Origin of the sequence: Halomonas korlensis (assembly GCF_900116705.1) — a bacterium.
GTDB lineage: Bacteria > Pseudomonadota > Gammaproteobacteria > Pseudomonadales > Halomonadaceae > Halomonas > Halomonas korlensis.
In genome coordinates this window covers 1-26,068 of the sequence record NZ_FPBP01000017.1, presented here as the reverse complement: position 1 = coordinate 26,068, position 26,068 = coordinate 1, and the positions used below count along the sequence as shown (strand labels likewise).

General features: G+C 64.3%; 21 protein-coding genes. 12 read left to right on the top strand and 9 right to left on the bottom strand.

Translation table 11 applies throughout. The features are described 5' to 3' along the window. The 4 genes from rlmD to ppc are packed head-to-tail and all read left to right on the top strand — an operon-like array spanning position 1 to position 7,301. On the top strand, positions 1 to 1,473 hold the full coding sequence (gene rlmD, locus BM341_RS17340) for a 23S rRNA (uracil(1939)-C(5))-methyltransferase RlmD (protein ID WP_089797316.1): 1,473 nt from the start codon (positions 1 to 3) through the stop codon (positions 1,471 to 1,473). Beyond that, positions 1,466 to 3,742, top strand: coding sequence for a GTP diphosphokinase (gene relA / locus BM341_RS17335; protein ID WP_089797315.1), 2,277 nt, complete (start codon positions 1,466 to 1,468; stop codon positions 3,740 to 3,742). The genes rlmD and relA overlap by 8 nt, the downstream gene beginning before the upstream one ends. Further along, entirely contained in the window at positions 3,739 to 4,656 is a 918-nt protein-coding gene (gene mazG / locus BM341_RS17330; protein WP_089797314.1) for a nucleoside triphosphate pyrophosphohydrolase, read from the top strand. The genes relA and mazG overlap by 4 nt, the downstream gene beginning before the upstream one ends. Continuing rightward, a complete protein-coding gene (gene ppc / locus BM341_RS17325) occupies positions 4,653 to 7,301 on the top strand; it encodes a phosphoenolpyruvate carboxylase (protein ID WP_089797313.1) in 2,649 nt (882 codons plus the stop codon). The genes mazG and ppc overlap by 4 nt, the downstream gene beginning before the upstream one ends. 103 nt (positions 7,302 to 7,404) lie before the next feature. Here the strand turns inward: ppc and BM341_RS17320 are convergent, their stop codons facing one another. From BM341_RS17320 to BM341_RS17305, 4 genes are all read right to left on the bottom strand, one after another. Then, complete coding sequence (locus BM341_RS17320) at positions 7,405 to 7,983, bottom strand: hypothetical protein (RefSeq protein WP_245784314.1); 579 nt, start codon at positions 7,981 to 7,983, stop codon at positions 7,405 to 7,407. Between the two features lie 283 nt (positions 7,984 to 8,266). Then, positions 8,267 to 8,926 (bottom strand): peroxiredoxin, encoded by a 660-nt coding sequence (locus BM341_RS17315; protein ID WP_089797312.1) that lies wholly within the window; start codon positions 8,924 to 8,926, stop codon positions 8,267 to 8,269. A 107-nt stretch (positions 8,927 to 9,033) separates the two neighbouring features. Beyond that, positions 9,034 to 9,945 (bottom strand): ketopantoate reductase family protein, encoded by a 912-nt coding sequence (locus BM341_RS17310; RefSeq protein ID WP_089797311.1) that lies wholly within the window; start codon positions 9,943 to 9,945, stop codon positions 9,034 to 9,036. A 73-nt stretch (positions 9,946 to 10,018) separates the two neighbouring features. Further along, positions 10,019 to 11,971: a DNA topoisomerase III gene (locus BM341_RS17305; RefSeq protein ID WP_089797310.1), complete on the bottom strand. Its 1,953-nt coding sequence runs from the start codon at positions 11,969 to 11,971 to the stop codon at positions 10,019 to 10,021. 118 nt (positions 11,972 to 12,089) lie between these two features. On the opposite strand from BM341_RS17305, the gene BM341_RS17300 reads away from it, so the two are divergent. After that, positions 12,090 to 13,337 carry an ABC1 kinase family protein gene (locus BM341_RS17300; protein WP_089797309.1) on the top strand — a complete coding sequence of 416 codons (1,248 nt, stop codon included), beginning with the start codon at positions 12,090 to 12,092 and terminating at the stop codon, positions 13,335 to 13,337. Between the two features lie 66 nt (positions 13,338 to 13,403). Next, positions 13,404 to 15,248 carry an SEC-C domain-containing protein gene (locus tag BM341_RS17295; RefSeq protein WP_089797308.1) on the top strand — a complete coding sequence of 615 codons (1,845 nt, stop codon included), beginning with the start codon at positions 13,404 to 13,406 and terminating at the stop codon, positions 15,246 to 15,248. Positions 15,249 to 15,305: 57 nt separating this feature from the next. Here BM341_RS17295 and BM341_RS17290 read toward each other — a convergent pair whose 3' ends face one another. Continuing rightward, positions 15,306 to 16,673, bottom strand: coding sequence for an AmpG family muropeptide MFS transporter (locus BM341_RS17290; RefSeq protein ID WP_089797307.1), 1,368 nt, complete (start codon positions 16,671 to 16,673; stop codon positions 15,306 to 15,308). Positions 16,674 to 16,854: 181 nt separating this feature from the next. Between BM341_RS17290 and rfaH the strand changes: the two genes are divergently transcribed. The 3 genes from rfaH (at position 16,855) to ccoM (ending at position 18,282) form a co-directional block, all read left to right on the top strand. Next, complete coding sequence (gene rfaH, locus BM341_RS17285) at positions 16,855 to 17,397, top strand: transcription/translation regulatory transformer protein RfaH (protein WP_089797306.1); 543 nt, start codon at positions 16,855 to 16,857, stop codon at positions 17,395 to 17,397. Between the two features lie 73 nt (positions 17,398 to 17,470). Beyond that, complete coding sequence (locus tag BM341_RS17280) at positions 17,471 to 17,977, top strand: FKBP-type peptidyl-prolyl cis-trans isomerase (protein WP_089797305.1); 507 nt, start codon at positions 17,471 to 17,473, stop codon at positions 17,975 to 17,977. Between the two features lie 191 nt (positions 17,978 to 18,168). Next, positions 18,169 to 18,282 carry a cytochrome c oxidase subunit CcoM gene (gene ccoM / locus BM341_RS19690; RefSeq protein ID WP_281246506.1) on the top strand — a complete coding sequence of 38 codons (114 nt, stop codon included), beginning with the start codon at positions 18,169 to 18,171 and terminating at the stop codon, positions 18,280 to 18,282. 114 nt (positions 18,283 to 18,396) lie between these two features. Here the strand turns inward: ccoM and BM341_RS17275 are convergent, their stop codons facing one another. Further along, positions 18,397 to 18,969, bottom strand: coding sequence for a lytic transglycosylase domain-containing protein (locus BM341_RS17275; protein WP_425432010.1), 573 nt, complete (start codon positions 18,967 to 18,969; stop codon positions 18,397 to 18,399). A 73-nt stretch (positions 18,970 to 19,042) separates the two neighbouring features. After that, the gene (locus tag BM341_RS17270) at positions 19,043 to 20,764 is read right to left on the bottom strand and encodes a proline--tRNA ligase (RefSeq protein WP_089797304.1); all 1,722 of its coding nucleotides are present in this window, start codon (positions 20,762 to 20,764) and stop codon (positions 19,043 to 19,045) included. Positions 20,765 to 21,038: 274 nt separating this feature from the next. On the opposite strand from BM341_RS17270, the gene BM341_RS17265 reads away from it, so the two are divergent. Beyond that, the gene (locus BM341_RS17265) at positions 21,039 to 21,365 is read left to right on the top strand and encodes a four-helix bundle copper-binding protein (RefSeq protein WP_089797303.1); all 327 of its coding nucleotides are present in this window, start codon (positions 21,039 to 21,041) and stop codon (positions 21,363 to 21,365) included. Between the two features lie 151 nt (positions 21,366 to 21,516). Here BM341_RS17265 and BM341_RS17260 read toward each other — a convergent pair whose 3' ends face one another. Then, positions 21,517 to 22,269 carry a DUF3307 domain-containing protein gene (locus BM341_RS17260; RefSeq protein ID WP_089797302.1) on the bottom strand — a complete coding sequence of 251 codons (753 nt, stop codon included), beginning with the start codon at positions 22,267 to 22,269 and terminating at the stop codon, positions 21,517 to 21,519. Then, positions 22,266 to 22,907: a hypothetical protein gene (locus tag BM341_RS17255; RefSeq protein ID WP_089797301.1), complete on the bottom strand. Its 642-nt coding sequence runs from the start codon at positions 22,905 to 22,907 to the stop codon at positions 22,266 to 22,268. Before BM341_RS17255 ends, BM341_RS17260 begins: the two co-directional genes overlap by 4 nt. Positions 22,908 to 23,181: 274 nt before the next feature. Between BM341_RS17255 and BM341_RS17250 the strand changes: the two genes are divergently transcribed. Further along, the gene (locus BM341_RS17250) at positions 23,182 to 24,000 is read left to right on the top strand and encodes a PRC-barrel domain-containing protein (RefSeq protein ID WP_089797300.1); all 819 of its coding nucleotides are present in this window, start codon (positions 23,182 to 23,184) and stop codon (positions 23,998 to 24,000) included. Between the two features lie 605 nt (positions 24,001 to 24,605). After that, positions 24,606 to 25,994, top strand: coding sequence for a group II intron reverse transcriptase/maturase (ltrA, locus tag BM341_RS17245; RefSeq protein ID WP_245784247.1), 1,389 nt, complete (start codon positions 24,606 to 24,608; stop codon positions 25,992 to 25,994). Positions 25,995 to 26,068: the final 74 nt, after the last annotated feature.

Below are 26,068 nucleotides of genomic sequence, written 5' to 3'. Positions count from 1 at the left end.
ATGGCCGGGTTGGGCAAACGGCGTCCCTCGCGGGCGCGCTCGGGTGTGTCCGGCCTTCAGGGCCGTCGCACCACTCGAGCTCACGATGCCGCGACGACGCGTTCGGTAGAAGACGGTCTGATTATCGAGCGCCTGGCGCACGATGGGCGGGGTCTCGCCCACAGCGCCGATGGCAAGTCGCAGTTCGTCGACGGGGCGCTGCCCGGCGAGCGGGTCGAGACGGCAACTCATCTCACGCGCCAGCGCTATGACGAGGCACATGTACGTCGCGTGATCGAGGCCTCGCCGGACCGGGTGGCCCCGCCGTGCGTTCACTATGCCCTATGCGGCGGCTGCGATCTTCAACATCTGGCGATCGAGGCACAGCGCGCGCACAAGCTAGCGGTGCTGCCAGAGATGCTCGCCCGGCAGGGCGTCGAGCTGACGCAGGCGCCCACGCTCATCGCCACCGACGACCCACACTATCGGCGCCGTGCGCGTCTCGGGGTCAAGGTCGACGCCGAGGGCCGGGTGCATCTAGGCTTTCGCGCCCGGCGCAGCCAGCGCCTGGTCGATATCGGCGATTGCACCATCCTGGTGCCAACTCTCAATGCGCTGCTGGGGCCTTTGCACGGACATGTCGCAACGCTCGACGCGCCGCGGCAGTTGGGCCACCTGGAAATGCTGGAGAGCGACCAGGGTGTGGTGCTGGTGCTGCGACAATTGAAGGAGCATGCCGCCGACACGCGACGCTGGCAGGCGTTCGCCGAGACGCACGGCCTGCACCTCGTACGCTGGCTGGGACGTGACACACCAGCGCTCGACTGGCTGACACCGCGGCTCGAGCTCACCTATCGTTTGCCGGGGCCGGGGCCGGGGCCGGGGCCGGGGCAGGGGACAGAGACGCGTGACGAGCTGACGCTGGGCTTCGCCCCCGGCGATTTCCTGCAGGCCAATGCTGCGGTCAACCGCCGCATGATCGAGACCGCCATGGCCTGGCTCGGCGATATCGAGGGCCGGTCGTGGCTGGATCTTTTCGCCGGAGTCGGCAATTTCAGCCTGGCACTGGCCGCCGGTGGGGCCAGCGTCACCGCGGTGGAAGGCAACCCGGCGATGGTCGAGCGGCTGGCCGACAACGCGTGCGTCAACGGCCTCGAGGTGTCGGCCCGCCAGGCCGACCTGACAACGGCCGGGACCATAGAAGCACTGTTGAGTGAGCACGCACCGCAGGCGGTGTTGCTCGACCCGCCCCGCGCCGGCGCTGAGCGGGTTTGCCAGGCACTGGTCGAGCATCCGGTCGCGCGCATCCTGTACGTCGCCTGCGATCCCGCGACCCTTTCCCGGGATGCGGCACGGCTCGTGCATGGTGGCTACCGCATCGTCCGTGCCGCCGTGGCCGACATGTTCGTGCACACTTCGCATTTGGAATCCATGCTGCTGTTAGAACATCCACGGAGGCAATGGCAGCCGCAAGGAGCGAGACCCGATGGTTAAAGTCCGTGAAGACCAGCCTCTGACCGAAGCGGGGCTTGTCGACATCGGTCAATGGATCGAGCGGCTTCAGGAAGACGTCAAGTTGCGCGATACGGCCAAGCTGCGCGAGGCCTGTGAACTGGCCCAGCGGTTAGAGCAGGAGTCCGACAAGTCGCAGAGCACCTGGCGGGGAAACCGATCGAGCTTTCGCATGGGGCTCGAGATGGCCGATATTCTCGGCGAACTCAGGCTCGACCAGGCGACCCTCGAGGCAGCAGTCCTCTACCGCGCCGTGCGCGAAGGGTTGATCGATATCGAGGCGGTCGACAAGCGCTTCGGCAAGGAAGTCGCCAACCTTATCGAGGGCGTGCTGCAGATGGCGGCGATCAGTGCCTCCCAGCTACCCAGTCACGGCATGAATCAGCACGATCAGCAGGATAATCTGCGCAAGATGCTGGTCACCATGATCGATGACGTGCGCGTTGCCCTGATCAAGATCGCCGAGCGCACCTGCGCGCTTCGCCAGGTCAAGGATGCGCCGCGAGAGAAATGCCAGCGGGTGGCGCGTGAGGTGTTCGACATCTACGGCCCGCTGGCCCATCGGCTGGGTATCGGTCATCTCAAGTGGGAGCTCGAGGACCTATCCTTTCGCTATCTCCATGAAGATGATTACAAGGCTATCGCCAAACAACTGGCGGAGAAGCGCCTCGATCGCGACCGCTATATCCACGAGGTGGTCGAGACGCTCAAGGGAATGCTCGAGGCCCAGGGCATTGCGCGCTACACCGTCGACGGCCGCGCCAAGCATATCTTCTCGATCTGGCGAAAAATGAAGCGCAAGCGCATCGATTTCTCCCAGGTGCACGATATCCGGGCGGTGCGCATCCTGGTGCCCGAGGTGACCGACTGCTACACGGTGCTGGGCCTGGTGCACTCGCGCTGGCACCACGTTCCCAACGAATTCGACGACTACATCGCCAATCCCAAGAAGAACGGCTATCAGTCGTTGCATACGGCGGTGCTGGGTCCCGAGAACAAGGTACTGGAGATCCAGATTCGCACCTTCGCCATGCACGACGAAGCCGAGCTGGGCGTCTGCGCCCATTGGCGCTACAAGGGGCATGACACCAAGGGCAAGAGCGCCAGCTACGAGGAAAAGATCGCCTGGTTGCGCCAGGTCCTCGAATGGCAGGATGAGGTCGGCGAATTCGGCGATCTGCGCGAGGGCCTTTCGAGCGACGTGGCGCCGGATCGCATCTACGTCTTTACGCCCGACGGTCACGTCATCGACCTGCCGCGTATCGCGACGCCGATCGATTTTGCCTACCGCGTCCATACCGAGGTGGGGCATCGCTGTCGTGGCGCCAAGGTCAACGGTCGCATCGTGCCGCTCACCTACAAGCTCAAGACCGGCCAGCAGGTCGAGATTTTGACCGCCAGCAAGGGCGGACCCAGCCGCGACTGGCTCAACCCCGGGCTCGGCTATGTGCGCACGTCGCGCGCACGGGCCAAGATCCAGTCCTGGTTCAAGTATCAGGCCCGCGACCAGAACCTTGAGGAGGGCCGCGCGCTCTTCGAGCGCGAGATGAAGCGTCTGGATGTCGAGGGTATGGATCTCTCCAAGCTGGCCCGACAGGTCAACTACACCTCGCCGGATGATATGTACGCGGCACTGGGCGCCGGCGATCTGCGCATCGGCCAGGTGCTGCGTCAGGCCCAGCATCTGTTCGGCGAGAGTGATGATCAGGAACAGCTCGACCGTTTGTTGACCAAGCCACGCAAGACGCTAGGCAAGCGGGGTGATGACGACATTACCGTGCTGGGGGTGGGGAATCTCAAGACCAGCATGGCCAACTGTTGCCATCCGGTGCCTGGCGAGCCGATCGTCGGTTTCATCACTCAGGGTCGCGGGGTCACCGTGCATCGTCAGGACTGCCCCAATATCCTGCAGCTGCGCCTGGATGAACCCCAGCGCATCATCGAGGTGGAGTGGGGCGAGCGAGCCCGCACCCAATATCCCGTGGACATCGAGATCCAGGCCTGGGACCGTTCCGGCCTGCTGCGCGATGTGACCGGCGTACTGAGTAATGACCGAGTCAATGTGTTGTCGGTCAACACGCTCACCGATACCGACGACGGTATCGCGCGCATGACCATCACGGTCGAGGTCGATGGCCTCGAGACACTGGGCCGCCTGTTCTCCCGCATCCAGCAGCTCTCCAATGTCATCGAAGTGCGGCGGCTGCGCAGCGGTGGCAAGCCCGGCAAACGCAAGGGGAAGACGGCATGAGCGACACCCGCTACGATCTTGATGCCCTACTGACGTTGATGGCCGTGCTGCGCGATCCCCAGCAGGGCTGTCCCTGGGACGTCAAGCAGGACTGGGACAGCATCGTGCCGCATACCCTCGAGGAGGCGTACGAGGTAGCCGATGCCATCGAGCGCCGTGCCTTCGACGAGTTGCCTGGGGAGCTCGGCGACCTGCTGTTCCAGGTCGTCTATTACGCGCAGTTCGGTGCCGAGCAGGAGCGCTTCGATTTCCGCGACGTGATCGACGTCCTGACCGCCAAGATGCTGCGCCGTCATCCGCATGTCTTCCCCGACGGTACCCTGGCCTCGCGGCGCCCGCCGGGTGTCGCTACCGAGCAAGTCGAGGCGCGCCTGGTGCACTCCCGCTGGGAACATCTCAAGGCCGAGGAGCGGGCCGAGCGCACCGAAGGCAGCGAGCTAGTCTCGGTTCTCGATGACGTGCCGCGAACGCTGCCGGCGCTGACGCGGGCCGGGAAACTCTCCAAGCGCGCCGCCCGGGTCGGCTTCGACTGGCCGGATTCGCGCGGCGTGATCGAAAAGATCCGCGAGGAGTTGGCGGAGGTCGAGCAAGCCCTCGACCACGGCGATCACGACCACGCCGTCGAGGAAATTGGTGACCTGCTGTTCGCGGTGACCAACCTGGCGCGAACCCTCAGGGCCGACCCGGAGCAGTGCCTGCGGGCGACCAACGCCAAGTTCGAGCGTCGATTCCGCCATGTCGAAGCGGCGCTCGAGGCCGAGGGCGTCTCGCTGCCGGATGCCGGGCTCGCGGCCATGGAGCACCACTGGACCGCCGCCAAGGTTCAGGAGCGTGCCGACGCAACGCAGGGCGCCCCCATCGAGCCATCCTCCCGCTCACTTACTTCTTCTGTTTCCGGAGATCATCGGCCATGAGCCATGACCTGCACGAGTCGCTGCGCGACAATGTCCGCATTCTGGGCGACAGCCTGGGCCGAACCATCGCCGATGACCTCGGCACGGGGTTCGTCGACCGGATCGAGACCATCCGCGCCTTCGCCAAGCGAGGCCGCCAGGGCGAGACTCAGAGCCGGGGCGAGCTGATCGAGTACTTGCGACGGTTGCCGGATCGCGATCTGCTGCCGGTAACCCGCGCCTTCAACCAGTTTCTCAACCTGGCCAATATCGCCGAGCAGCACTATCGCGCCCGCTTCCGGCGGGTCGAGGACTACCGGCCCGGCTCACAGCCGGTACTCTCCGAGCTTCTCCAGCGGGCTCGCGACGCCGGCCATTCGCCACGCCGCCTGGTCGAAACCCTGGCCGGCATGCAGGTCGAGCTGGTGCTGACGGCGCATCCCACCGAGGTCATCCGCCGCACGCTGATCCAGAAATATGACGCCATCGACGACTGCCTGACGGCGATCGAATCCTCCGATGACTATCCCGAGCGCGGCGTGCGTGCCCAGGGCCGGCTGGAGGAGCTGATCAGCCAGGCCTGGCACACCGACGAGATCCGACATGAACGCCCGACGCCGGTGGACGAGGCCAAGTGGGGCTTCGCCGTGATCGAGAATTCCTTGTGGCAGGCGGTGCCGGATTTCCATCGCGACCTGGACAACCTCTTGCTGGAAACCGCGGGGGAAAGGTTGCCGCTGGACGCCGCGCCGATTCGATTTGCCTCCTGGATGGGGGGCGATCGCGACGGTAACCCGCACGTCACCGCCCGCGTTACCCGGGAAGTACTGCTGCTGGGACGCTGGATGGCGGCCGATCTGTATCTTCGCGATCTCGAAGCCCTCAAGGCCGAGCTCTCGATGTGGAAGGCCAACAGCGCGCTCAAGGCCGAAGTGGGAGACGTCGCGGAGCCCTACCGGGAACTCTTGCGTCGGCTGCTGGCCCGGGTCGAGGCGACACGCGACTGGGCGAAGGCGCAGCTGGACGGCGAGGTCTTCGAGGGCGGCGCGATCATCGAGAACCGCGACCAGCTGTATGCACCTCTGCTGGCCTGTTATCGCTCGCTGTGCGACGTGGGCCTGGACACCATCGCCAATGGTGTCCTGCTCGACACCCTGCGGCGCATTTCGGTGTTCGGCGTGACGCTGACCAAGCTCGACCTGCGCCAGGAGGCCAGCCGCCATGCCCAGGTCATGGAGGAGCTCACCGACGGCCTGGGGCTCGGACATTACCGCGACTGGAACGAGTCGCAACGCCAGGAATTCCTGCTCGAGGAGCTGGTGTCCCGCCGGCCGCTGATTCCCCGCCGCTGGGAGTGTTCTACCGAGTCCCGTGAGGTGATCGATACCTTCCGCGTTATCGCCAGCGAGCAGCCCGAAGCGCTGGGAACCTATATCATCTCCATGGCGGCCCAGCCGTCGGACGTGCTGACCGTGGCGCTGTTGATGAAGGAGGTCGGCGGTCGGGTCAGTCTGCCCATCGCGCCACTGTTCGAGACCCTCGACGATCTCAACCATGCCGGTGAAGTCATCGATCGCCTGCTGGCGCTTCCCGGCTATCGGGCGCTGGTGGGCGATCGCCAGGAAGTGATGATCGGTTATTCGGATTCCGCCAAGGACGCGGGCCAACTGGCCGCCGCCTGGGCCCAGTATCGCGCTCAGGAGTCGCTTGTCGAAGTATGCCAGCGGCATGGTGTCGACCTGACACTCTTTCACGGGCGTGGCGGCACCGTAGGTCGTGGCGGCGGCCCGGCGCATGCGGCGATCCTCTCCCAGCCCCCGGGCTCGGTGAACGGCAGCCTGCGGGTCACCGAGCAGGGCGAGATGATTCGCTTCAAGTTCGGGCAACCGGAGATCGCCCTGCGCTCGATGGAGATCTATGCCTGCGCCGTGCTCGAGGCGTCGTTGTTGCCGCCTCCGGCGCCCAAGCCTGAATGGCGCGAGGAAATGGACCGCCTGGCCGAGATCGCGCATGGCGCCTATGTCGGCGTGGTACGCGAGGATCCCGACTTCGTGCCTTATTTCCGGGCGGTGACGCCCGAAGGCGCGCTGGGTCGGCTGCCGCTGGGGTCACGGCCGACCAAGCGCCGTCAGGATGGTGGGGTGGAGACGCTGCGCGCGATTCCCTGGATCTTCGCCTGGACCCAGATCCGCCTGATGCTGCCTGCCTGGCTGGGCAGCGGGGAGGCATTTGCCCAGCGCCTGGAAGAAGAGGGCGGTCTCGAGAGTCTCAGGGAGATGCGCGACCAATGGCCCTTCTTCGGGACCTACCTGGACATGCTGGAAATGCTGCTGGCCAAGGCCGACGTGGGCATCGCCACCTATTACGAGCATCGGCTGGTCGACGAACCGGCACTCAAGGCGCTGGGAGAACGTTTACGGGGCCGCTTTGCGCGTCTCAACGACGTCGTGCTGGAGGTGCTCGACCAGCAGGAGCTGCTGGAGAAGACGCCGCTGATCCGCCAGGCGATCGAAGTGCGCAACCCCTACATCGATCCACTCCACGGCCTTCAGGCGGAGCTCCTGCAGCGCAACCGGGATGCCGACGGTGCCATCGGCGCCGATCTTTCCCGCGCCCTGATGGTGACCATGGCCGGGATCGCCACGGGGCTGCGCAATACCGGCTGAGCATAAAAGAAGAGCAAGGAAGAGGAGTAAAGAAATAAATGGGGAGAAGAGAGGCTTCTCCCTTGTTCAAGCCTTACTCAAGCAGAGCTGCTGCCAGGCATTGCTAGAAGGGAATATGCAGGGAGGCGGTCACCAGATTGAGGTGTGCCATGCTCGGCGCGTCGAATTCTTCGTATTCCACGCGGCTGACCAGACCGTTGAACTGCAGTCGAACCCCGAAGCCCTGCACACGTGTGGTGCCGGCAGTATCCAGGGCTAGCGCGTCATTGGGAATGATCGGATCGCCTTCCCACTCGGCAAACCCCGACTTCGCGTATAGGCCCCACTGGCCGAGGCGCAAGCCGGCGACCAGGCTGCCGCCGAGGCTCATGGTATCGAGGATCAACGCCTGGCCGCCAAAGCGGGCGGGCACCTCATCGCTCTCGCGATAACTGACCTCGGCGCCGAGGTCTAGAAACGGCAGCCGCAGCGGCGAAAAGCCGGCGGTAAGCCGGAATCCGGAGGTGTAGCCATCCTGCGTCTCGAGATCCTGACCTTCGATCATTACGCCATTGTCCAGATGCATCACGTCACTCGCGTGTGCGACGTAGGCAGGCGGCGGGGCATCGGCCAGCGCGTTGGAGGCGGCAAGAAGCGCCAACGGAGTTGCCAGCAAAGCAGCAAGGGGGCGTCCGATTTTCATGGTCCCTGTCCCTACACGTGAAAGTGCTGAGGAAGGCCTAGTGAGAGTTGCCATGCCTAAGCAATAGCTGATCAAGAGCAAAAACCAAGCAGGAGCTCAGAAAAGAGCGTCATCGAAGGACAGCAAATCGCTTCTGCCTCGCCTCAAGATAGCAAGCTCAGGGAAGGGGCGCTAATGTCGTGTATCTTCGCCGATCGAGATGAAGCGAAACACACGCGTCTCCCGCCCCTTCAGGGACGGGCTTACAAGGGGCAGGAGGGGGGTCTGACGTAAGACGTACCGCTCAGCGGGGCTGCTTGACCGTACGCAGGTAGGGCTTGAGGGTGGTAAAGCCCTCTGGATATTTTTGCTTCGCCTCTTCATCGCTGACCGAGGGCGGGATGATCACATCATCTCCGTCGCGCCAGTTCACCGGTGTCGCCACGGTATGCTTGGCATTCAGCTGAATCGAATCGAGCAGGCGTAGCACCTCGTTGAAATCACGCCCCGAGGTCATCGGGTAGATCAGCATGGCCTTGATCTTCTTGTCGGGTCCGATCATGAACACCGCTCGCACGGTGGCGTTGTCGGCCGGGGTGCGGCCCTCGGCACTGCCCTCCAGCTCCGCTGGTAGCATGTCGTAGAGCTTGGCCACTTGAAGATCGGTGTCGCCGATCATCGGGTAGTTCGGTGCGGCGCCCTGAGTTTCCTCGATATCCTTGGACCAGGTTGCGTGATTCTCGACGGGATCGACCGACAGACCGATGATCTTGGTGTTGCGCTTGTCGAACTCTGGCTTGAGTTTGGCCATGTAACCGAGTTCGGTGGTGCAGACCGGTGTGAAATCCTTGGGGTGGGAAAATAGCACGCACCAGCTATCGCCGATCCAGTCGTGGAAATTCAGCGTGCCTTCGGTGGTTTGCGCGGTGAAGTCGGGCGCAGTATCGCCAATTCGTAAGCCCATTACCTATCACTCCTATGTGAGAAAAGTCGGTCATCGGGCGAGGCGGGTGACGTCTCGCCACTCGTGACTCGGGTGGCACCAGCATAGCGCCAGCGCCGCATCCGTCGTCAAGTCGATTGATGCGCCGCCAGATATCGAAAATGCATCTCGATATGCTCAGCCGGGAGCTTATGGCGCCGTGCCGCTGCGAGCAGCGGCCCAAGTATCGCCTCGTGTTCGGTAGGGCGTCCGGCCATCACGTCCTGCAGCATGGAGGCCAGGTTACCCGCCGTGGCGTCAATCACCTGCCAGACCAGCTGCCGCCAGCCGTCGATGCCTTCGCCTTCGGGGGGCTTCAGACCCTCGGCGGCCATGATCGCCGCGATTTCTTCGATCAGCGCCTCAACCTGCGAGCGATAGGGCGGATCGCGAAGCTCGCCATTGGCAATACCGAAGCGCGCTACCAGCGGGTTGATGGCAGCATTAACCGCGAGCTTGCGCCACAACCTGACGCCAATATCGTCAACCGGCTCGCTGGATAGCCCGGCAAGCGTGAGGACGCCTGCCAGTTGCGAGGCGAGTTCACGGTGGCGACCATCCAGCGCGCCGATAAAGGTCCTGCCATGCCCGGCGTGGGTGACCTGAGTGTCGCCTTGTACATGAGCGCCCTCGGTGGTGGAGGCGCAGAGGACCGGACCCGGCCAGCGTTGGGTGATCGCCTGCTGGCTTCCGACGCCGTTCTGCCACAGCACCAATGGCGAATCCATGGGCAGCGCTCGCGCTAGGGCGTCGCTGGCGGGTAATGCCGTGGTGGCCTTGGTGGTCAGGTGCACGATCGAGGGCGTCTCGTCGGGCAGGGCGCCGATCACGGCGACGCCCAGCCGGCGGGTCAGCGTCTCGCCCTCCGGCGTCATTAACCGCTGAATGGGGGATGGCGGGCGCCGGCCGACCAGGGTGACCCGTGCATGGTCGGCCAGCCGTAGGGCGATCAAGCGGCCCAGCGCGCCGGGGCCGACGATCCAGTGGGAGAACAGAGTCATGGCAGTCTGCTCGGGTTCATCGCATCAAATTCATCGCTTCAGATATAGGTCATGAGGCTGGTGAAGGGTTACCTCAGTGTTTGGTCGCCTTGCCGCGTGCTGTCCCTCTTCGGGGTCGCGAGACCTTGCTATTGGACGACTTTCCTCGCGACGATTTGGCGTTTGACGACCTGGCGCGCGTTGGCGGGGGCGGCGCTTCACCGCGGGCGTCGCGCAGGGCCAGGCTGAGGCGGCCGGCATCGGCGGCGCTGAGCAGGCCATGTAGATCCTCGATCAGCGCAGCCAGGAACGGGGCCGGGTCGTCACCCGCCTCGGCAATCGCGCCGAGGCGCTGCTCCCACAGTGCGGTGCGTTCGGGCTGGCCGACCGCCTCGGGCAGGGAGGCGATCAACGCGCTGCCGATTCGAGTCGCGCGCAGTGCCTTGCCGCGGCGCACCAGATAGCCGCGCTCGACCAGCGTCTCGATGATGCCGGCGCGGGTCGCCTCGGTGCCCAGGCCGTCGTGCTCGCGAAGGGTGCGGCGCACCGCCGCGTCCTCGACGTAGCGGGCGATGTTCATCATCGCCTTGATCAGGCTGGCATCGGTGAAGGGCTCCGGCGGGCGCGTCTCGCGGTCCTCCACGCCGACATCGGCGACCCGGCATGCTTCGCCCTCGGTCAGGGGCGGCAGCGGCGGAGCCTCGTCGCGGGTGGTGAAGAGCGGCTTCCAGCCCGCGGCCAAGACCTCCTGACCGCGGGCGCGGAACAGGTTATCCAGGATGCTGAATTCGGCCTTCACTTCGCGGGTGACCAGCGGCGGGTAGAATTGGGCGACGACGTTGCGGGTGATCATGCGGAAGATATCCGCCTCGGTCTTGTCCAGCCGCGCAAGGTCGGCAGGCTTGCCGGTGGGCGCGAGGGCGTGGTGGGCGCCGACCTGCTTGTCGTTCCAGGCCTTCGAGCGCCGCGAAAAATCCGCCCCCTCGAACCAGCCGCGCAGGGTGTCGTCGGCCTGGCAGGCGCCCTGCAGGGTGGCACGTGCCCCGGCGAGATGCTCCTCGGGAAGATAGCGGCAGTCCGAGCGCGGGTAGGTGATCAGCTTGTGGCGTTCGTACAGGCGCTGACACACATCCAGCGTCACCTTGGCGGAAAGCCCGAAGCGCCGCGCGGCATCGACCTGCAGGGCCGAAAGGGAGTAGGGCAGTGGGGCTGCCTGGCGCCGGTCGCGGCTTTCCAGAGCGGTAAGCCGCCCTTCGGCCCCGGGCAGTCGCTCGGCCAGCGCCGCCGCCGGCTCGCGGGACAGCAGGCGGCCCTGGTCGTCGAGCGGGTGGGTTTCGCCGGGCACCCACCAGGCGCGCAGCATGCCGTGGGTGACGGTAAGATCGGCCCAGAGCACGAAGAAGGGCCGCGGCTTGAAATCGCGGATCTCGTTGTCGCGACGCACCACCAGCCCCAGCACCGGCGTCTGCACCCGGCCCACCGACAGCACGCCGTCGTGTCCGGCCTGGCGACCGGTGAGCGTCCAGGCTCTAGTGAGATTGATGCCATACAGCCAGTCGGCCCGCGCGCGCGATTCGGCGGCCCGGTAGAGTGGCTGATACCGCGCGTTGTCCTCAAGGCGGGCCAGCGAGCGCTGGACCGCCGGCCGGTTGAGATCGTTGACCAGCAACCGCGACACCGGGCCCTTCCAGCCCAGGTGCTCGATCACTTCCTGCACCAGCAGCTGGCCCTCACGATCCGGGTCCCCGGCATGTACCACTTCCTGTGCGCCTTTCAGCAAGCGACGTATCACCGTCAGCTGTCCGCGCGCCTTGGGGCGCGGGGTGTGCTTCCAGCGGTCGGGCAGGATCGGCAGGTGATCGAGCCGCCACTGCTTGAACGCCGGGTCGTACGCATCGGGCGGGGCCTGTTCGAGCAAATGGCCCAGGCACCAGGTCACCGTGGTGTCGCCGGCGACCAGTGCGCCGTCCTCGCGGCGCAGGGCACCCGGCAGCGCCTCGGCAATGGCGCGGGCCAGGCTGGGTTTCTCGGCGATGATCAGGCGCATCGTATCTCGCAGGCGATGAATGGCATGGATATTCTTCCAGTAATAATCGCGTATCGCCAGGTGTAACCTGGCTTACTTGTTGTACAATATTTGTATCGATAACAGCAGGAGAGATGCCATGCGCGAACGTGGCCGGACGCGACGCCTGATGGGGCTCGGTGCCCGTACCGGCGGGGCGATGATTCGTACCCGCCTGGGTGGCCAGGCCGACTGGCGAGCCTTGGGCGAGGCGTTGTTCGAAGGGCTCTCGGAGCTCAAGGGACCGGCCATGAAGCTGGCGCAGATCATGTCGCAATGGGACGACCTCCTGCCACCGGACCTCGCCGAGGAGCTCGCGCGCCTGCAGCGCCAGGCCGAGCCGATGCCGTGGGAAAGCATACGTCGCACCCTGATCGAGCAGTACGGTAGTCTCGACACGCATTTTCGCGAGATCGAACCGCGTCCCTTCGCCAGCGCGTCCATGGGCCAGGTGCATCGTGCCGTTACACACGACGGCGCGACGCTGGTGCTCAAGGTGCAGTATCCCGGGCTCGCCGAGGTACTGGAAAGCGACCTGGTCCAGGTGCGTCGCCTGCTGCGGCTCGGGCGCTGGTTCAAGGTACCCCAGGCGCGGCTCGACGCCTTGTTCGAGGAACTCGCGGCCAGCCTGCGCGGCGAGCTCGACTATCACGCCGAAGCCGAGGCGTTGGCGCGCTATCGCGAGCGCTACGTGCATCGAGACGACCTGGTGATTCCCGAACCGCTGCCCGAGGTCTCTGGCCCGCGGGTGCTGGCCATGCGTTACGTGGCCGGCACGCCACTTCGCGACCTGGAATCGGCCGACGATGCCCGGCGTCAGGCCGTCGCCACCACGCTGGCCGACTGGCTCACCGAGGAGCTCTTCACCCATGGTGAGCTGCACGCCGACCCCCACGCCGGCAACTTCGCCGCCGACGACCAGGGGCGGTTGGTGATCTACGACCTCGGCGCGGTGATTCGCGTGCCCGAGGCGCGTCTGGTGGCGATGATGCACCTGCTCGAGGCCACGCTTGAAGGCGATCCCATGGCCATGGATACCGCCATGCTCGAACTGGGCGGGCGACAAGGGCAGGGGGCGCCCTTGTCGCTTTATCGCGAGGCCGCCGAAGCTATCTCAGCGCTGTTCCAGCCAGGCGAGCAGGATTTCGGCGACGTCCGGGTCCATCGCCGCCTGCGCGACCTGAGCCCCAAGGTCTGGGCCGCCATGGATCGTCTGCAGCCGCCGGCGGATACCCTGTTAATGTCGCGTACGCTCAACGGCCATTACTGGAACCTGGTGCGCCTCGGCGCTCGGCTCGACATGCACGCGCGTACCCAGCCCCTGCTGGCGGCGATCCAACGTCGCTGACTGCCGCCTGCCCAGCGCCGCCGCGGACTGGTAGACTATGGCGTTTTGTGGATTGCGGAGGCTGCGATGCTGGCAGTTTGGGTGGAACAACTGCTTGGCTTTGCCTCGGGGGCGCTGGTAGCCATTCGCGAAGACGAGCGTTACCCGAGCCTGATGGCCTGGGCGCGACGCGAAGGCCCGGCCCTAGTCGGAGGCAATCCGGCACTGGCCCAGGCGCTGGCGCCGGAACTGTGGTCACAGACCCCGCTGGCGAGGCTCGACTTTGCCTGCGAAACCCTGGCTCGTCCGGGGCGCCTCGAACCGTGCTGGTGTGATTCAGGCCGCATGACCAAGGATTGTTGCGGCGCCGTGACCCTGCCCGGGCATATTCCCGATCATCTGATGTGGATGCTCTCGCTCAGCGACTGGAAGGGGCCGGTGTTCAAGGCGGCGCTCGCAAGCGGTCGGGCGCCGGCTCAGGCGCTGCTCGAGGCCGGCCTGATTGCCGCCGAAAGCGGCCAGCGAGGGCGCGCCCAGCGAATCCTCGAATCGCTGTTCGCGCACGGTGACTGGTCGGCGCTGCCCGAACAGGCCGAGCCGGCCTTCGAGATCCTCGTCGATCTCTACCAGGAACGCGGTTTTCATCGCAAGCGCACGGCGCTGCTCGATGACATTCTCGATCGTGGACCGCTGTTTCTGCGCGGCGTGGCCCTCGAGCGGCTGTGCCTGATGCATCTGGACAACGACGACCTGGACAGCGCGCGCGAGGCCTTCGTGCGTGCCCAGCAGGCCCTGCCGGACTCTCCCACGCTTGCCTATATCGAGGCGATGCTGCTGCTCCATGAAGGGCATGAACGCGAAGCCGCCGAGCGTGCCGGTTTCTGGTTCCGTCGCCTGTCGCGCCAGGGTGATCTGGACCCCGACCAGCTGCAGTTCCTCGCCGATCTGGCCGAGAATCCCGGTGCTACCCTGGCCGAGCAGCTGCTCAATGCCGAGGAAGACTTGGCTGGGCCCCTGGCGGCGCTGCAGGCCTTGCTCGAGGTGTTGCCGGTCGCCCCACGATTGGGCATCCACCAGGGCGAAACGGGGTCACTCGAGTACCATGCCAGCGCTCGCGAAGACACGCTGTTCGCCGCCTGGCACGCGCAGTTCCAGTCCGAGGTGCTGGGCGATGCGCCGATGGGCTTCGATGACGACCCCTGGCAACGTGCCGGTGATTGGCTGAATGAGCTCTGCCGCCATCCCGAATGGCTGGATTCGCCGCGGGTGCTGCAGGGGCTTTCGCTGGCGCTGACCAGCCGCTTCGGCAGCCTGCCGTGGATGGCGCCGAGTCTCTTCGCGCCGCTGGCCGACCGTCTGGAGCGCTGGCTCGAGCAGGCCCGCGCCGAAGGTGACGGCTCGCTCAGCTGGGACGATGCCGATAACGCCGTGCTGTTGCGCACCGGTCTCGCCCTGGTAGTCGGCATGGAGCGCGGCGCGCGTCAGCGCTCGCGCGAGCTTGCCGAACACCTGCTGTCACTGGACGATCAGGATAGCCTGGGGCTGCGCGAACTGGTGCTCGACCAGCTGCTGCGTGAAGGGCGTGATCTCGAGGCGCTCGAGATGAGCGAGAGCGAGCTTGCCAACGACGATACCGACGAACCCCCGCTGGGACTCTTGATGGGTCGCGTGCTGGCACTGTTTCGTCTCGAGCGTCGCGAGGACGCTGAGGCCGCGCTGGACGAGGCGGTGAGCCACAATGCGCATGCGCTGGGCATCCTGTGCAGCGAGAAAGCCCGCACGACGCCGATGGGGGACGATGACGCCGCCGAGCCTGGCAGCCGCGACGAGGCCTGGCAGTACCGTACCTTGATGCGCGATCAGTGGCGCGTGACGCCGGGGGCGCTGGCCTGGCTGAACTCGCGCCTCGCCGAGACGACGCGCCGCCGCTGAGTCTCGCCCGTTACGGCATCGAGGCGACCCGGCCGGCTCAGGAAGGTTCAGGCAGGCTCAGGCCGCGCGAGGCATAGGTGGCGGCACCAGGTTGTGGTCGCGGCTGATCCAGATCGCCAGGGCAATCGCCGGCAGGCCCAGCGCCGTGGCTATCACGAAGAAAGTGGCGTAGCCATCCGCGGCAACCACCAGGCCGCCGAAACCGCTGAGAAACTTGCCCGGCAGCGTCATCAGTGACGAGAAAAGTGCATATTGCGTGGCGGTATAGGCCCGCGAGGTCAGGCTCGACAGGAAGGCGATAAAGACCGCGCTGGCCAGGCCGTTGGAGAGATTGTCGCCGACGATGGTCATCACCAGCATCGGCAGGTGGGCCCCGGCGAGGGCCAGGGCCGCGAACAGCAGGTTGGTCAGTGTGGCCGCCGTCGCCCCCAGGATGAGTATCGGCCCGATGCCGTAACGCGCCACCAGCAGGCCGCCGAGAATGCCTCCGCCAATACTCATGGCGATGCCGAAGATGTTGGTGATATTGGCAATGGTCGCCAGCGAAAAGCCCAGGTCGATGTACAGCGGGTTGGCCATCGAAGCCATGGCCAGGTCGCTGATGCGATACACCGCCACGAACAGCAGCAGCCACAGCGCCTTGCGCCGATGGCGAGTAAAGAAGTCGGTGAACGGACAGACCACCGCGCCGATCAGCCAGGCGCCCAACCGGCGCAGCCAGCGTGGCTTGCCGCGGCTGGCGCGCAGGAAAGCCCGCACCCGCGGCTCGTGAATCAAGTGCGTGGTCAGCGACAACCTCTGCGGTTCGGGGCGTACCAATACCGTGATCACGCCAATACCCACCAGCGCCGCCATGCTCAGGTAGGCCGCTTCCCAGGAAATCCACGAGGCCACATAGAGGGCGCCGGCGCCGGCGGCCAGCAAGCCGCCGCGATAACCGATGATGTAGGTCGAGGCCATGGCCGCCTGCATGTCGTCGGGCGCCGACTCGATGCGAAAGGCGTCGATCGAGATGTCCTGGGTGGCCGAGCCGAAGGCCACCATCAGCGAGAAGGCTGCCACCAGCGCCAGGTTGTCCTGCGGGTCGAGGCTGGCCAACCCGACCAGACCGGTGGCAATGATGGCCTGGGCGAGCAGCATCCAGCCGCGGCGTTGACCAAGCAGGCGGGTGAGCAATGGCAGCGCCGTGCGATCAACGACCGGTGCCCAGAAGAATTTGATCGAATAGAGAATCCCGATCCATGAAAAGAAGCCGATGGCCGCCACCTCGACGCCATCGCTGCGCAACCAGGCCGACAGTGTCGAGAAGACCAGCAGGAAGGGCAGGCCCGCCGAGAAGCCGAGAAACAGCATGGTGATGACCGGCGCGCGCAGATAGATGGCCAGGGCCTCGCGCCAGCTGCGGCGGGCGATGGGAATCGGCATGTCGGATGACTCTCCTTGCGGCGTGTCACGAGGGGCACGCAGGCTGCCCGCTCGGATGATAAACTTGAAGGGCTGGTCGCCGGGACGCGTGTCGTCCCACAGGGCCAGTCACCCTGGCGTGCGCCTGGATTGTTGCAGAGCCCCGACAGTGATGCCAGCAGGAAACCCGACAAGGAGCCACATGAGCGTAGTCGACGACAATCCGGAGAATGATCAGGACGCTATCCCGCGCTGGTATGTGATCCAGTGCAAGGGCGGCGAATCCTTTCGCGCGGCAGACCACCTCGGCTATCAGGGCTACGAGGTCTTTCATCCGGTGCTGGAGGTGCAGAAGAAGCGTCGCGGCAAGCTCGAATGGATCACCGAGCCGCTCTTTCCCTACTATCTGTTTATTCGGCTCGATCGCCTGGCCAGCAATTGGCGGCCCATCCGCTCCACTCGCGGCGTGCTCAAGATCGTCACCTTCGGCTTCGGCACCCCGGTGCCGGTGGGTGATGCGCTGATCGAGACGTTGCGCGTTCACGGCAACGAGCGCCAGGACTCGTCGGTCAATCTGTATTTTCGTGCCGGCGAGATGGTGGAGATCACCGAGGGACCCTTCAAGGACCTGCAGGGCGTGTTCACCAGCCACAAGGGAGAAGAGCGTGCCATCGTGCTGCTCAATATGCTCCACCAGCAACAGCGCCTGGATATTCCCGTCGAACACCTGCGGCGGCGGGACTGAAGCTCTTTTCCTTATCGCAATATCCAGCGTCAAGTAGATGTTAATTCTCCCTTTCACGTTTCAGGAGACTACGATGCGTATCGCTCCCCAGCGAGTCGTGACACTCCACTATGCCCTCAGTGGCACCGACGGCCAGGTCCTCGACGACTCCCGCGCCCGCGAGCAGCCACTGGAATACCTTCACGGCCATCACAACATCGTCGCCGGTCTCGAGCGCGCCCTCGCTGGCCAGGACGAAGGTGCTGAGCTGTCCGTCACTCTGATGCCGGTCGAGGCCTATGGTCTGCGTAACGAATCACTGGTGCGCGAGGTGGGGCGCGATGCCTTCCCGGTAGACGATCTGAGCGCGGGGATGCGGTTTCAGACACCGGGGGACGCCGGGCCGGAAGTGATCACCGTGTTGGAGGTTCGCGACGACGCCGTGCTGATCGACAGTAATCATCCACTGGCCGGCCATACTCTGCGTTACCGGCTGCAGGTTCTCGAAGTGCGTGAGGCAACTCGCGCCGAACTGGCCAAGGGTCACCCCTTGCCGCCGGGCACCGAGCCCGGTGAGGTGGAGGATCGCAAGGTGCTTTAAGCCTGGCGCGGCCGCTCTCTGTCGAAGCCATTTTCTGGCGTCGTGAATGAGGTGAAAGTGCAAGAAATTGCTCTGGATCAAGGTGCGTGGTGGGTTGCCTGGCCGCCTGGCGATAAACTTGATTCAGGTCAGAAACGCTCCCGCCATACAGCGTTATTGTTCTTCCACCACATCGAGACGGGAGAACATACATGTATTGGGACGACGCCGTTATTTTCGGGTTGGTCACCGTCGCGATGATGATTGCCTTTCTAGGCGGTTGGGTCACCTTCATCGTCCGCGACCACCGCAAGAAGAAACATTGAGCCGAGTCACTCGACCGGCGAATCAGTCGTCAGGGGTGGGGGAGTTATTCCCCCGGTAGCCGACCCAATTGGGTCGGCTTTTTTTTGTGATGCCGTCGACATGACGAGCTGGTATCACCATGGCGAGCCCGTTACCGGCGAGCGCCAGTGGCGTTGCCAGGCGCTCATCACCTTCTCGGGATACCAGGTCTTGCCCAGGCTGCCGTTGTAGCGGGCCAGGGCGCGGGTGAAATCGCCCTCTTCAATGGCCAGGTAGTGGGCAAGTATCGTGCAGCCGTAGCGCAGGTTGCGCCAGGCATCCTTGAGATCGTCGGCGGGCAGGCCCAGCTCGCGAATCCAGAACGGCATGATCTGCATCAGGCCCACGGCGCCGGCCGAAGAGACGGCTTCCTGCTGAAAGGCGCTCTCCACCTGGATGACCGCGAGCACCAGTTCGGGGGGGAGCCGAGCGAGCTGCGCCTCGTGATAGACACGCCGCAGCAGGGCGACGCGCAATGCCGGGTCCTTCACGAAGCGGGCCAGGCGCGGTTCCATGTCGTTGAGCCATTGACGCGCGGCCCAGACGTTGGCCGGCGAGCGCGGCGCGGATAACGAGGCCTCCAACGTGGTGCGCAAGGAGGCGGGCGCCTCGGGTAATACGCGCACCCGCGGCGCCTGGGTCTGTTCGTCGTACGCGCTATCCGTCAAGGTCGTGTCGCTGGCGAGCGCCTGACCGGCCGCCAGCGCGGTCAGCGTCGCCAGGACGATGGCTGCGACGCGACTAGCGCGCGACGCGTTCCCCCAGGAAGTCGAGGATCTGCTCGGCTGGCACCATGGTGGCTTCACTGTCGCGGCGTCCCTTGTATTCGAGTTCCCCCTTGTCGAGGCTGCGGTCGCCGACCACCAGGCGATGGGGCAGGCCCATCAGCTCATGGTCGGCAAACTTGGCGCCGGGACGCAGGTCGCGGTCGTCCAGCAGCACCTCGAAGCCGGCGGCCGTCAGCGCCTGGTAGAGCCGTTCGGACTCCTCGCGCACCCGCTGCGACTTGTGCGCGTTCATCGGTACCAGCGCGATGTGGAAGGGTGCCAGCGCATCGGGCCAGATGATGCCGGCGGCGTCGTGGTTCTGCTCGATCGCCGCAGCCACTACCCGGGTGATGCCGATGCCATAGCAGCCCATCCACGGATGGATTTCGCGGCCCTCGTCGCCGAGGACCGTGGCGTTCATCGCCTCGGAATACTTCTTGCCCAGCTGGAACACATGGCCCACTTCGATGCCGCGCTTGATCGCCAGCACACCCTTGCCGTCCGGCGAGGGGTCGCCTTCGACCACGTTGCGAATGTCGGCGACCCGGGGCAGCGCCACGTCGCGCTCCCAGTTGATGCCGAAGTAATGCTTACCGTCGACGTTGGCACCGGCGCCGAAGTCGCCCATCAAGGCCACGCTGCGATCGATGATGATCGGCATCTCGAGGTCCACCGGGCCGAGCGAGCCGGGGCCGGCGCCCACCGCGGCGCGAATCTCCGCTTCGGTGGCCATGGTCAACGGCGTCGCGACACCGCTGAGGTTCTCGGCCTTGACCTCGTTAAGCTCATGATCACCGCGCACCAGCAGGGCGACCAAGCCGCCTTCTTCGCCATGCACCATCAAGGTCTTGAGGGTCTTCTCGATGGGCAGGCCGTGCTGCTCGACCAGCGCGGCAATCGTCCGGGCATCGGGGGTGTCGACCAGGCGCATTTCCTCGCCCGGCGCGGGGCGCTCGGGGTGGCTTCCCGCGGGTGCCGGCAGGGCCTCGGCCTTCTCCATGTTGGCGGCGTAGTCGGACTCGGTGGAGAAGATGATGGCGTCCTCGCCGGAGTCGGCCAGCACGTGGAACTCGTGCGACCCGGTGCCGCCGATCGCACCGTTGTCGGCAATCACCGGGCGGAAATCCAGGCCCAGGCGGGTGAAGATGCGCGTATAGGCGTCGTACATGATCTGGTAGGTCTCGCCGAGCGAGGCCTCGTCGACGTGGAACGAGTAAGCATCCTTCATGATGAACTCGCGCGAGCGCATCACCCCGAAGCGGGGGCGGATCTCGTCGCGAAACTTGGTCTGGATCTGGTAGAAGTTAGTGGGCAGTTGCTTGTAGCTGGCGATTTCCTTGCGCACCAGGTCGGTGATCACCTCTTCATGGGTGGGACCAACACAGTAGTCGCGGTCGTGGCGGTCCTTCAGGCGCAACAGCTCGGGGCCATACTGCTCCCAGCGTCCCGATTCCTGCCACAGCTCGGCGGGCTGGACCGCCGGCATCAGCACTTCCTGGGCGCCGGCGCGATCCATTTCCTCGCGTACGATGCGCTCTACCTTGCGCAGGGTTTTCAGGCCCAGCGGCAACCAGGTATACAGCCCCGACGTGACACGGCGGATCATGCCCGAGCGCAGCATCAACTGATGGCTGATGACTTCCGCGTCGGCAGGCGTTTCCTTCAGGGTGGCGATCAACAGTTGGGTGGCGCGCATGGTTCCGGCGTTTCCTTGAGCTCTTCTTGAGGTAGGGCCGCGCAGGTCGTGGCGCGGCGGCAGTGAGCGCATTGTACGGGCAGGTACCGATGGCAGCAAAAGCTTGCCATCGCCGAGCCCGCTGCGTCTTGACGCAGTCTTGTTGGCTGACTACTGGTTAAGATGCAGGAACAGGTGTTGTTCCTCGCAGGTAAAGACATCACTCTATGTAAAGCCATCACTACGAGCTATCGATCGCGAGCCATTCATCGCGAAACAGCTCAGGAGGTCCGAAATGGATTTTGGAAAATATCAATCATGTATCGAAGCCTGTCATATCTGCGCTGCCTATTGCGACCGGTGCGCGGCATCCTGCCTGCAGGAAGACGACGTCCAGAAAATGGCGGAGTGTATTCGGCTGGACATGCAGTGCGCACAGATCTGTCGTTTAGCCGCCTCCTTCATGGCGCAGGGCAGCGAGTTTGCCGGCGATCTCTGCCGTGTCTGCGCCGACATCTGCCAGAAGTGCGGCGATGAGTGCGCCAAGCATGACGCCAACCACTGCCAAGAGTGCGCCAAGGCCTGCAAGCGCTGCGCGGAAGAGTGTCGCGCCATGGCATAACAAGCCGAGATTTTGCACATCCACAAACCGATGCCAAGCCCGCCCGGAACCGTCAATGCCGACGCCTGGCGGGTTTGCGTTTGTTTGGGGCACACTTCGCCCACGCCTCTATTCTCAGATTTTTCTCCATGCCTTGCTCGCTCGTGCCTGGTCACTCGAGCAGCTGGCGCACGCACATGCCGAGGATCAGAGTCGCCGACACGCTCAGCAGGGTGCCCAGCAGTACGTACTCGGTCAGCTTGCGGTCCTGCGCCTCGCGCAGGTCGCCGAAGCGCAGCACTGATTTGGCTGCGAGCAAAAAGCCCACGGCGATCAACTGATCGAGCAGGACCAGCGTCAGGACTAGGAAACGCTCCAGCATCCCGATGCGGGCGCCGGCATCGGCGAGCGTGCCGGTATCCTCGAGCTGGTGGTTCCAGCGCCGCATCACCAAGGCGATGGCGATTGACATTGGCCGCGTGACCAGCAGATAGGCCGTGGCGAGTCCCAGTATCTGGGGCGTCATTAACCACACCGTGGCGACGACTAGTGGTTGCCCGCTAGCGATCCAGCTCAGCCAGAGGGTGACGATCACCAGCAGGTGCAGCGCTTGATCGAGCAGGAACCAGCGCAACTGCTGCGGATTGACGTGGGCCTTGGCCACGTCGATCAGCCAATGGCTTGCCGCGAGGGCCAGGCTTGCCAGCAATATCGCGAAGGGGCCGCGGGTGGGTGCGTTGAGGACGGCGATCATCAGTACCCCGGCGGCGAGCAGCCCATGCACTAACGCGTGTTGGGCCAGTTTGCGCGAGCGCTGTTTGAGTCGGTAGCGCTCCTCGACCCAGCCGCCGGGCTGGAGCACAAAATCACCGACCAGGTGGGCGAGGACAAGTCCAAACAATAACGATAAGTCGGCGGCGTTCATGAGCGGAAATCCGGATCGGCAAGACGCTTTTCGAAACAGGCGAGAGTGTCGGCAAGCAGTGCCCAGCGGGCGGCACGCAGGCGCTTGTGAACGCTTGGCTGGCGGATACCGAGTTGCTCGGCCAGCGCTTGTTGCGTGACCGACTGTTGCAGACTCAGGAAGACGATCTCGGCGGAATAACGCGACCAGCCGTCAACCAGGTCGTCAACGAACCGCGTTATCAGGCTCAGGCAATCATCTTGCTCTGCTTCGATCAGCGAGAGCGTCAAGTGATGCGTTTCCATGGCGTCCAGCGCCTGGCCCGAGCGTACGAAGACCTCTCCATCGGCATCGGTGATGGCCTGGGTGGCCTGCCAGTTGTCCTCTCCGATTGCGATGGCGATACGCGCATCCCAGCGCTGATGCGGCTCGGAGTGGCGGATCAACTCGGCACGCAGCTGGATAGCGGCTGTCATGGCCTGGCCGGCATCGGCCAGAACCAGCTGGAAGCCGTCACCCCGGTAGCGTTGGCCGCGGCCTGCATGGCGCTTGGCAAGCGTGGCCAGGGTAGCATCCAGCACGTGGTAGAGATGCGCTGCGTCAGTCACCCGGCGCGAGTCGATCACGTCGCCGGTGAGCACGGCGATACGTCGAGACATGGAGTCTCTCCTGGCTGGCAAACGCTTCATCATAGCCTTTTAGAGGCATTTATCAACTAAATAGCGTTTAAAGGCTATCAGGTGAGAAAGGGTAATCGTCCCATGACTGACATGACGAGGAGGACCGGCAATGCATATTCGTACGCAACTAAAGCTGAGCCACCTTATATGCTAAATAAGCGTTATTTGGGATATATAAAAATAATCTCGGCTCCTTTCCCTTATCCGCGAGAGTGGTCTAGCTTTAGGAGGCACGGCTTAATTGGAGAGCATTATGAAAAGGACAGCACTAGCGATTGCCATCGGTGCAATTTCTGCCGGTTTGTCAATGGGTACCTGGGCGCAGGACCCACCTGACGCGGAAAACCAAGAAAACCAAACGCAAACGCAACAACCCTCTTCCGGGCAGGCATCTCCTGATCAAGAGAACGATATGGAGGTTCAAGTCGAAGAACAGCCCGCCGATGTCCAGGTAGATCAGGAAGCGCCGGATGTCACGGTGGAACAAGAGCCGCCGGAAGTGACGATTGAACAACCCGAGCCGGAAGTGACGATTGATCAACCCGAACCTAATGTAGAAATCCAGGAAGCCGAACCCGAGGTTACGGTGGAAGACACCGGCGAGCCCGAGGTGACTGTCGAGAGTTCCGGTGAGCCCGAGGTGACCGTCGAGGAAGAGTCGCAGGACCAGCAGCAACAAGATCAGCAGCAACAAGACCAGCAGGATCAGGCGCAGCAGCAGCAAGAGACGACATCCAGCTCAGACAGCGCCCTGATGTCTATGCAGGTCAGCGACCTTGAAGGCATGACCGTCAACAATCAGGATGGCGAGGAGATCGGTGAGGTCTCGCAGATCTCGCAACACAACCAGAGCGGGGATCTTTACGTCATCGTCGGGGTAGGCGGATTCCTGGGTATCGGCCGGACGGAAATTGCCATGGCCCTCGACGAAATGGAAATGCAGGGTGAGGACTTGGTACTCAAGACGAACCGCACTCAGGATGAAATCGAACAATCATCTGAAGATTACAATGAAGACGATTACACTCAAGTAGATAGTGATATGACACTGTCCGAAGCGTCTTCACAGTAATCCTGCTTGCTTGTCGGTTCTCTATGTAATGAGTTAAAGGCAATAGGGAACCGTATGACTTAACGGCTAGCGAGGCTAGCGAAGCAAAGTAAACCGTGCATTTATCTCCTAAGGGCAGGGTGGATACCTTGCCCTTTTTATATGTGCGCCAGGCATGGCGCGTGGCGCCTGACGGCGCTGTTCCCGAGGGTGGTGCCTCGGGATGACTTGGGGGTGAAAGTCCCCTGCACGCCCGGCAAGGGGAAGTGCTAGCCGACGGCAAGGGTGTCTCCCGCGAGGGGGAATCTGAAGGCAGCCCGAGGCAAAACGCTGGCCTGACGAACAGGAAGCGGATACGAGGCGGCATGGCGGGGCGAGGTGGCATTGATCACCAAAGCCCGATACTTGCACGGAACGTCGTGACGTAAATCCGACAGGCATAAGCGGGAAGGTCGCGCGTCTTACCCTGGGAGGTCTGGTGGTCTGCCATGGTGCTACCGACGTCGAGAGGCGACGGGATGGGCCACCAGACGTCAGCAGAGGCCATAGTAAGTGCCGGTTCACCGCGGCACCAAGGGCCGAACATGAAGAACCGCGAGTAGGCGATGACGTCTCGAGGATCGATCGTGAAGACAGCAAGTGACGCTGATACCGTCACCCACCCAGAGGGGCAGGGGCGGAACCCCGAGTCCCGGCCGGTGGGCGTCGAGACGGTCCCGGCGTCGGCATCGTGGACGAAAGCGGAGCCCGCCCCGCTCATGGAGACCGTGGTAGAGAAGGCCAACATGGCGCGGGCTTACCATCGGGTGGTCGCCAATAAAGGTGCACCGGGTGCCGACGGCATGACGGTGCACCAGTTGGCTGACCACCTGAAACAGCAATGGCCGACGCTGCGCGAGCGGCTGTTGGCCGGTGAGTACCACCCCAGCCCGGTCCGAGCCGTCGCGATCCCCAAGCCAAAAGGCGGGACGCGGCAGCTCGGCATTCCCACGGTCACCGACCGGCTGATCCAGCAGGCGCTGCTGCAGGTGCTGACGCCGATCTTCGATCCGGACTTTTCCGAATCGAGCTATGGCTACCGCCCGAAGCGCAGCGCCCAGCAGGCCGTCTCGGCCATGAAGGCCCATGTTGGCGCCGGCCACCGCTGGGTGGTCGACCTCGACCTGAAAGCCTTCTTCGACCGGGTGAACCATGACCTGCTGATGGCGCGGGTCGCGTGCCGCGTCCGTGACAAGCGGGTGCTGCGCTTGATCCGCCGCTATCTGGAAGCCGGGATGTTCCAGGAGGGTCTGGCCGCGCCACGCCGGCAGGGAACGCCCCAGGGCGGACCGCTGAGTCCGCTACTGGCGAATATCCTGCTGGACGACGTGGACAAGGAACTGGAACGTCGGGGCCACCGCTTCTGCCGCTACGCCGATGACGTGCAGGTGTATGTCAGGAGTCGGCGGGCGGGCGAGCGCGTCATGGCCAGCCTGAGTGCTTTTCTCGAGAACTCACTTCGGCTCACGGTCAATCGTGCCAAGAGTGCAGTGGCTCGCCCCTGGCACCGAGGGTATCTGGGCTACACGCTGACCCGGCACAAACAGCCACGGCTGAGCCTGGCCAAGACCAGTCTGCGGCGCCTGATGCAGCGTGTCCGCGAGATCCTGAGGCGCGGCAGGGGGCGTCACCTCCGACGGGTCATCGAAGCGCTGACCCCGGTCCTGAGGGGCTGGGCCAGCTACTTCTCCCTCGTCGATGTGAAACGCCCACTGGAAGTGCTGGATCGATGGATACGCCGCCGGCTGCGCTGCCTGCTCTGGCGGCAGTGGAAACGTCCGGGGACCCGACGCCGCAAACTACAGGCGCTAGGTCTGGAGGCACACCGTGCGTGGAAGTCAGCGGGAAACGGGCGAGGCCCTTGGTGGAATGCGGGTGCCTCGCACATGAATCAGGCCTTGCCGCGGAAGTGGTTTGACCAGTGGGGCCTGATCTCGGTACTCGAAACGGTGAGAGGGCTTACTCGTTCTTCATGAACCGCCGTATACGGAACCGTACGTACGGTGGTGTGAGAGGACGGGGGAAGCAATTCCCCCTCCTACTCGATTCT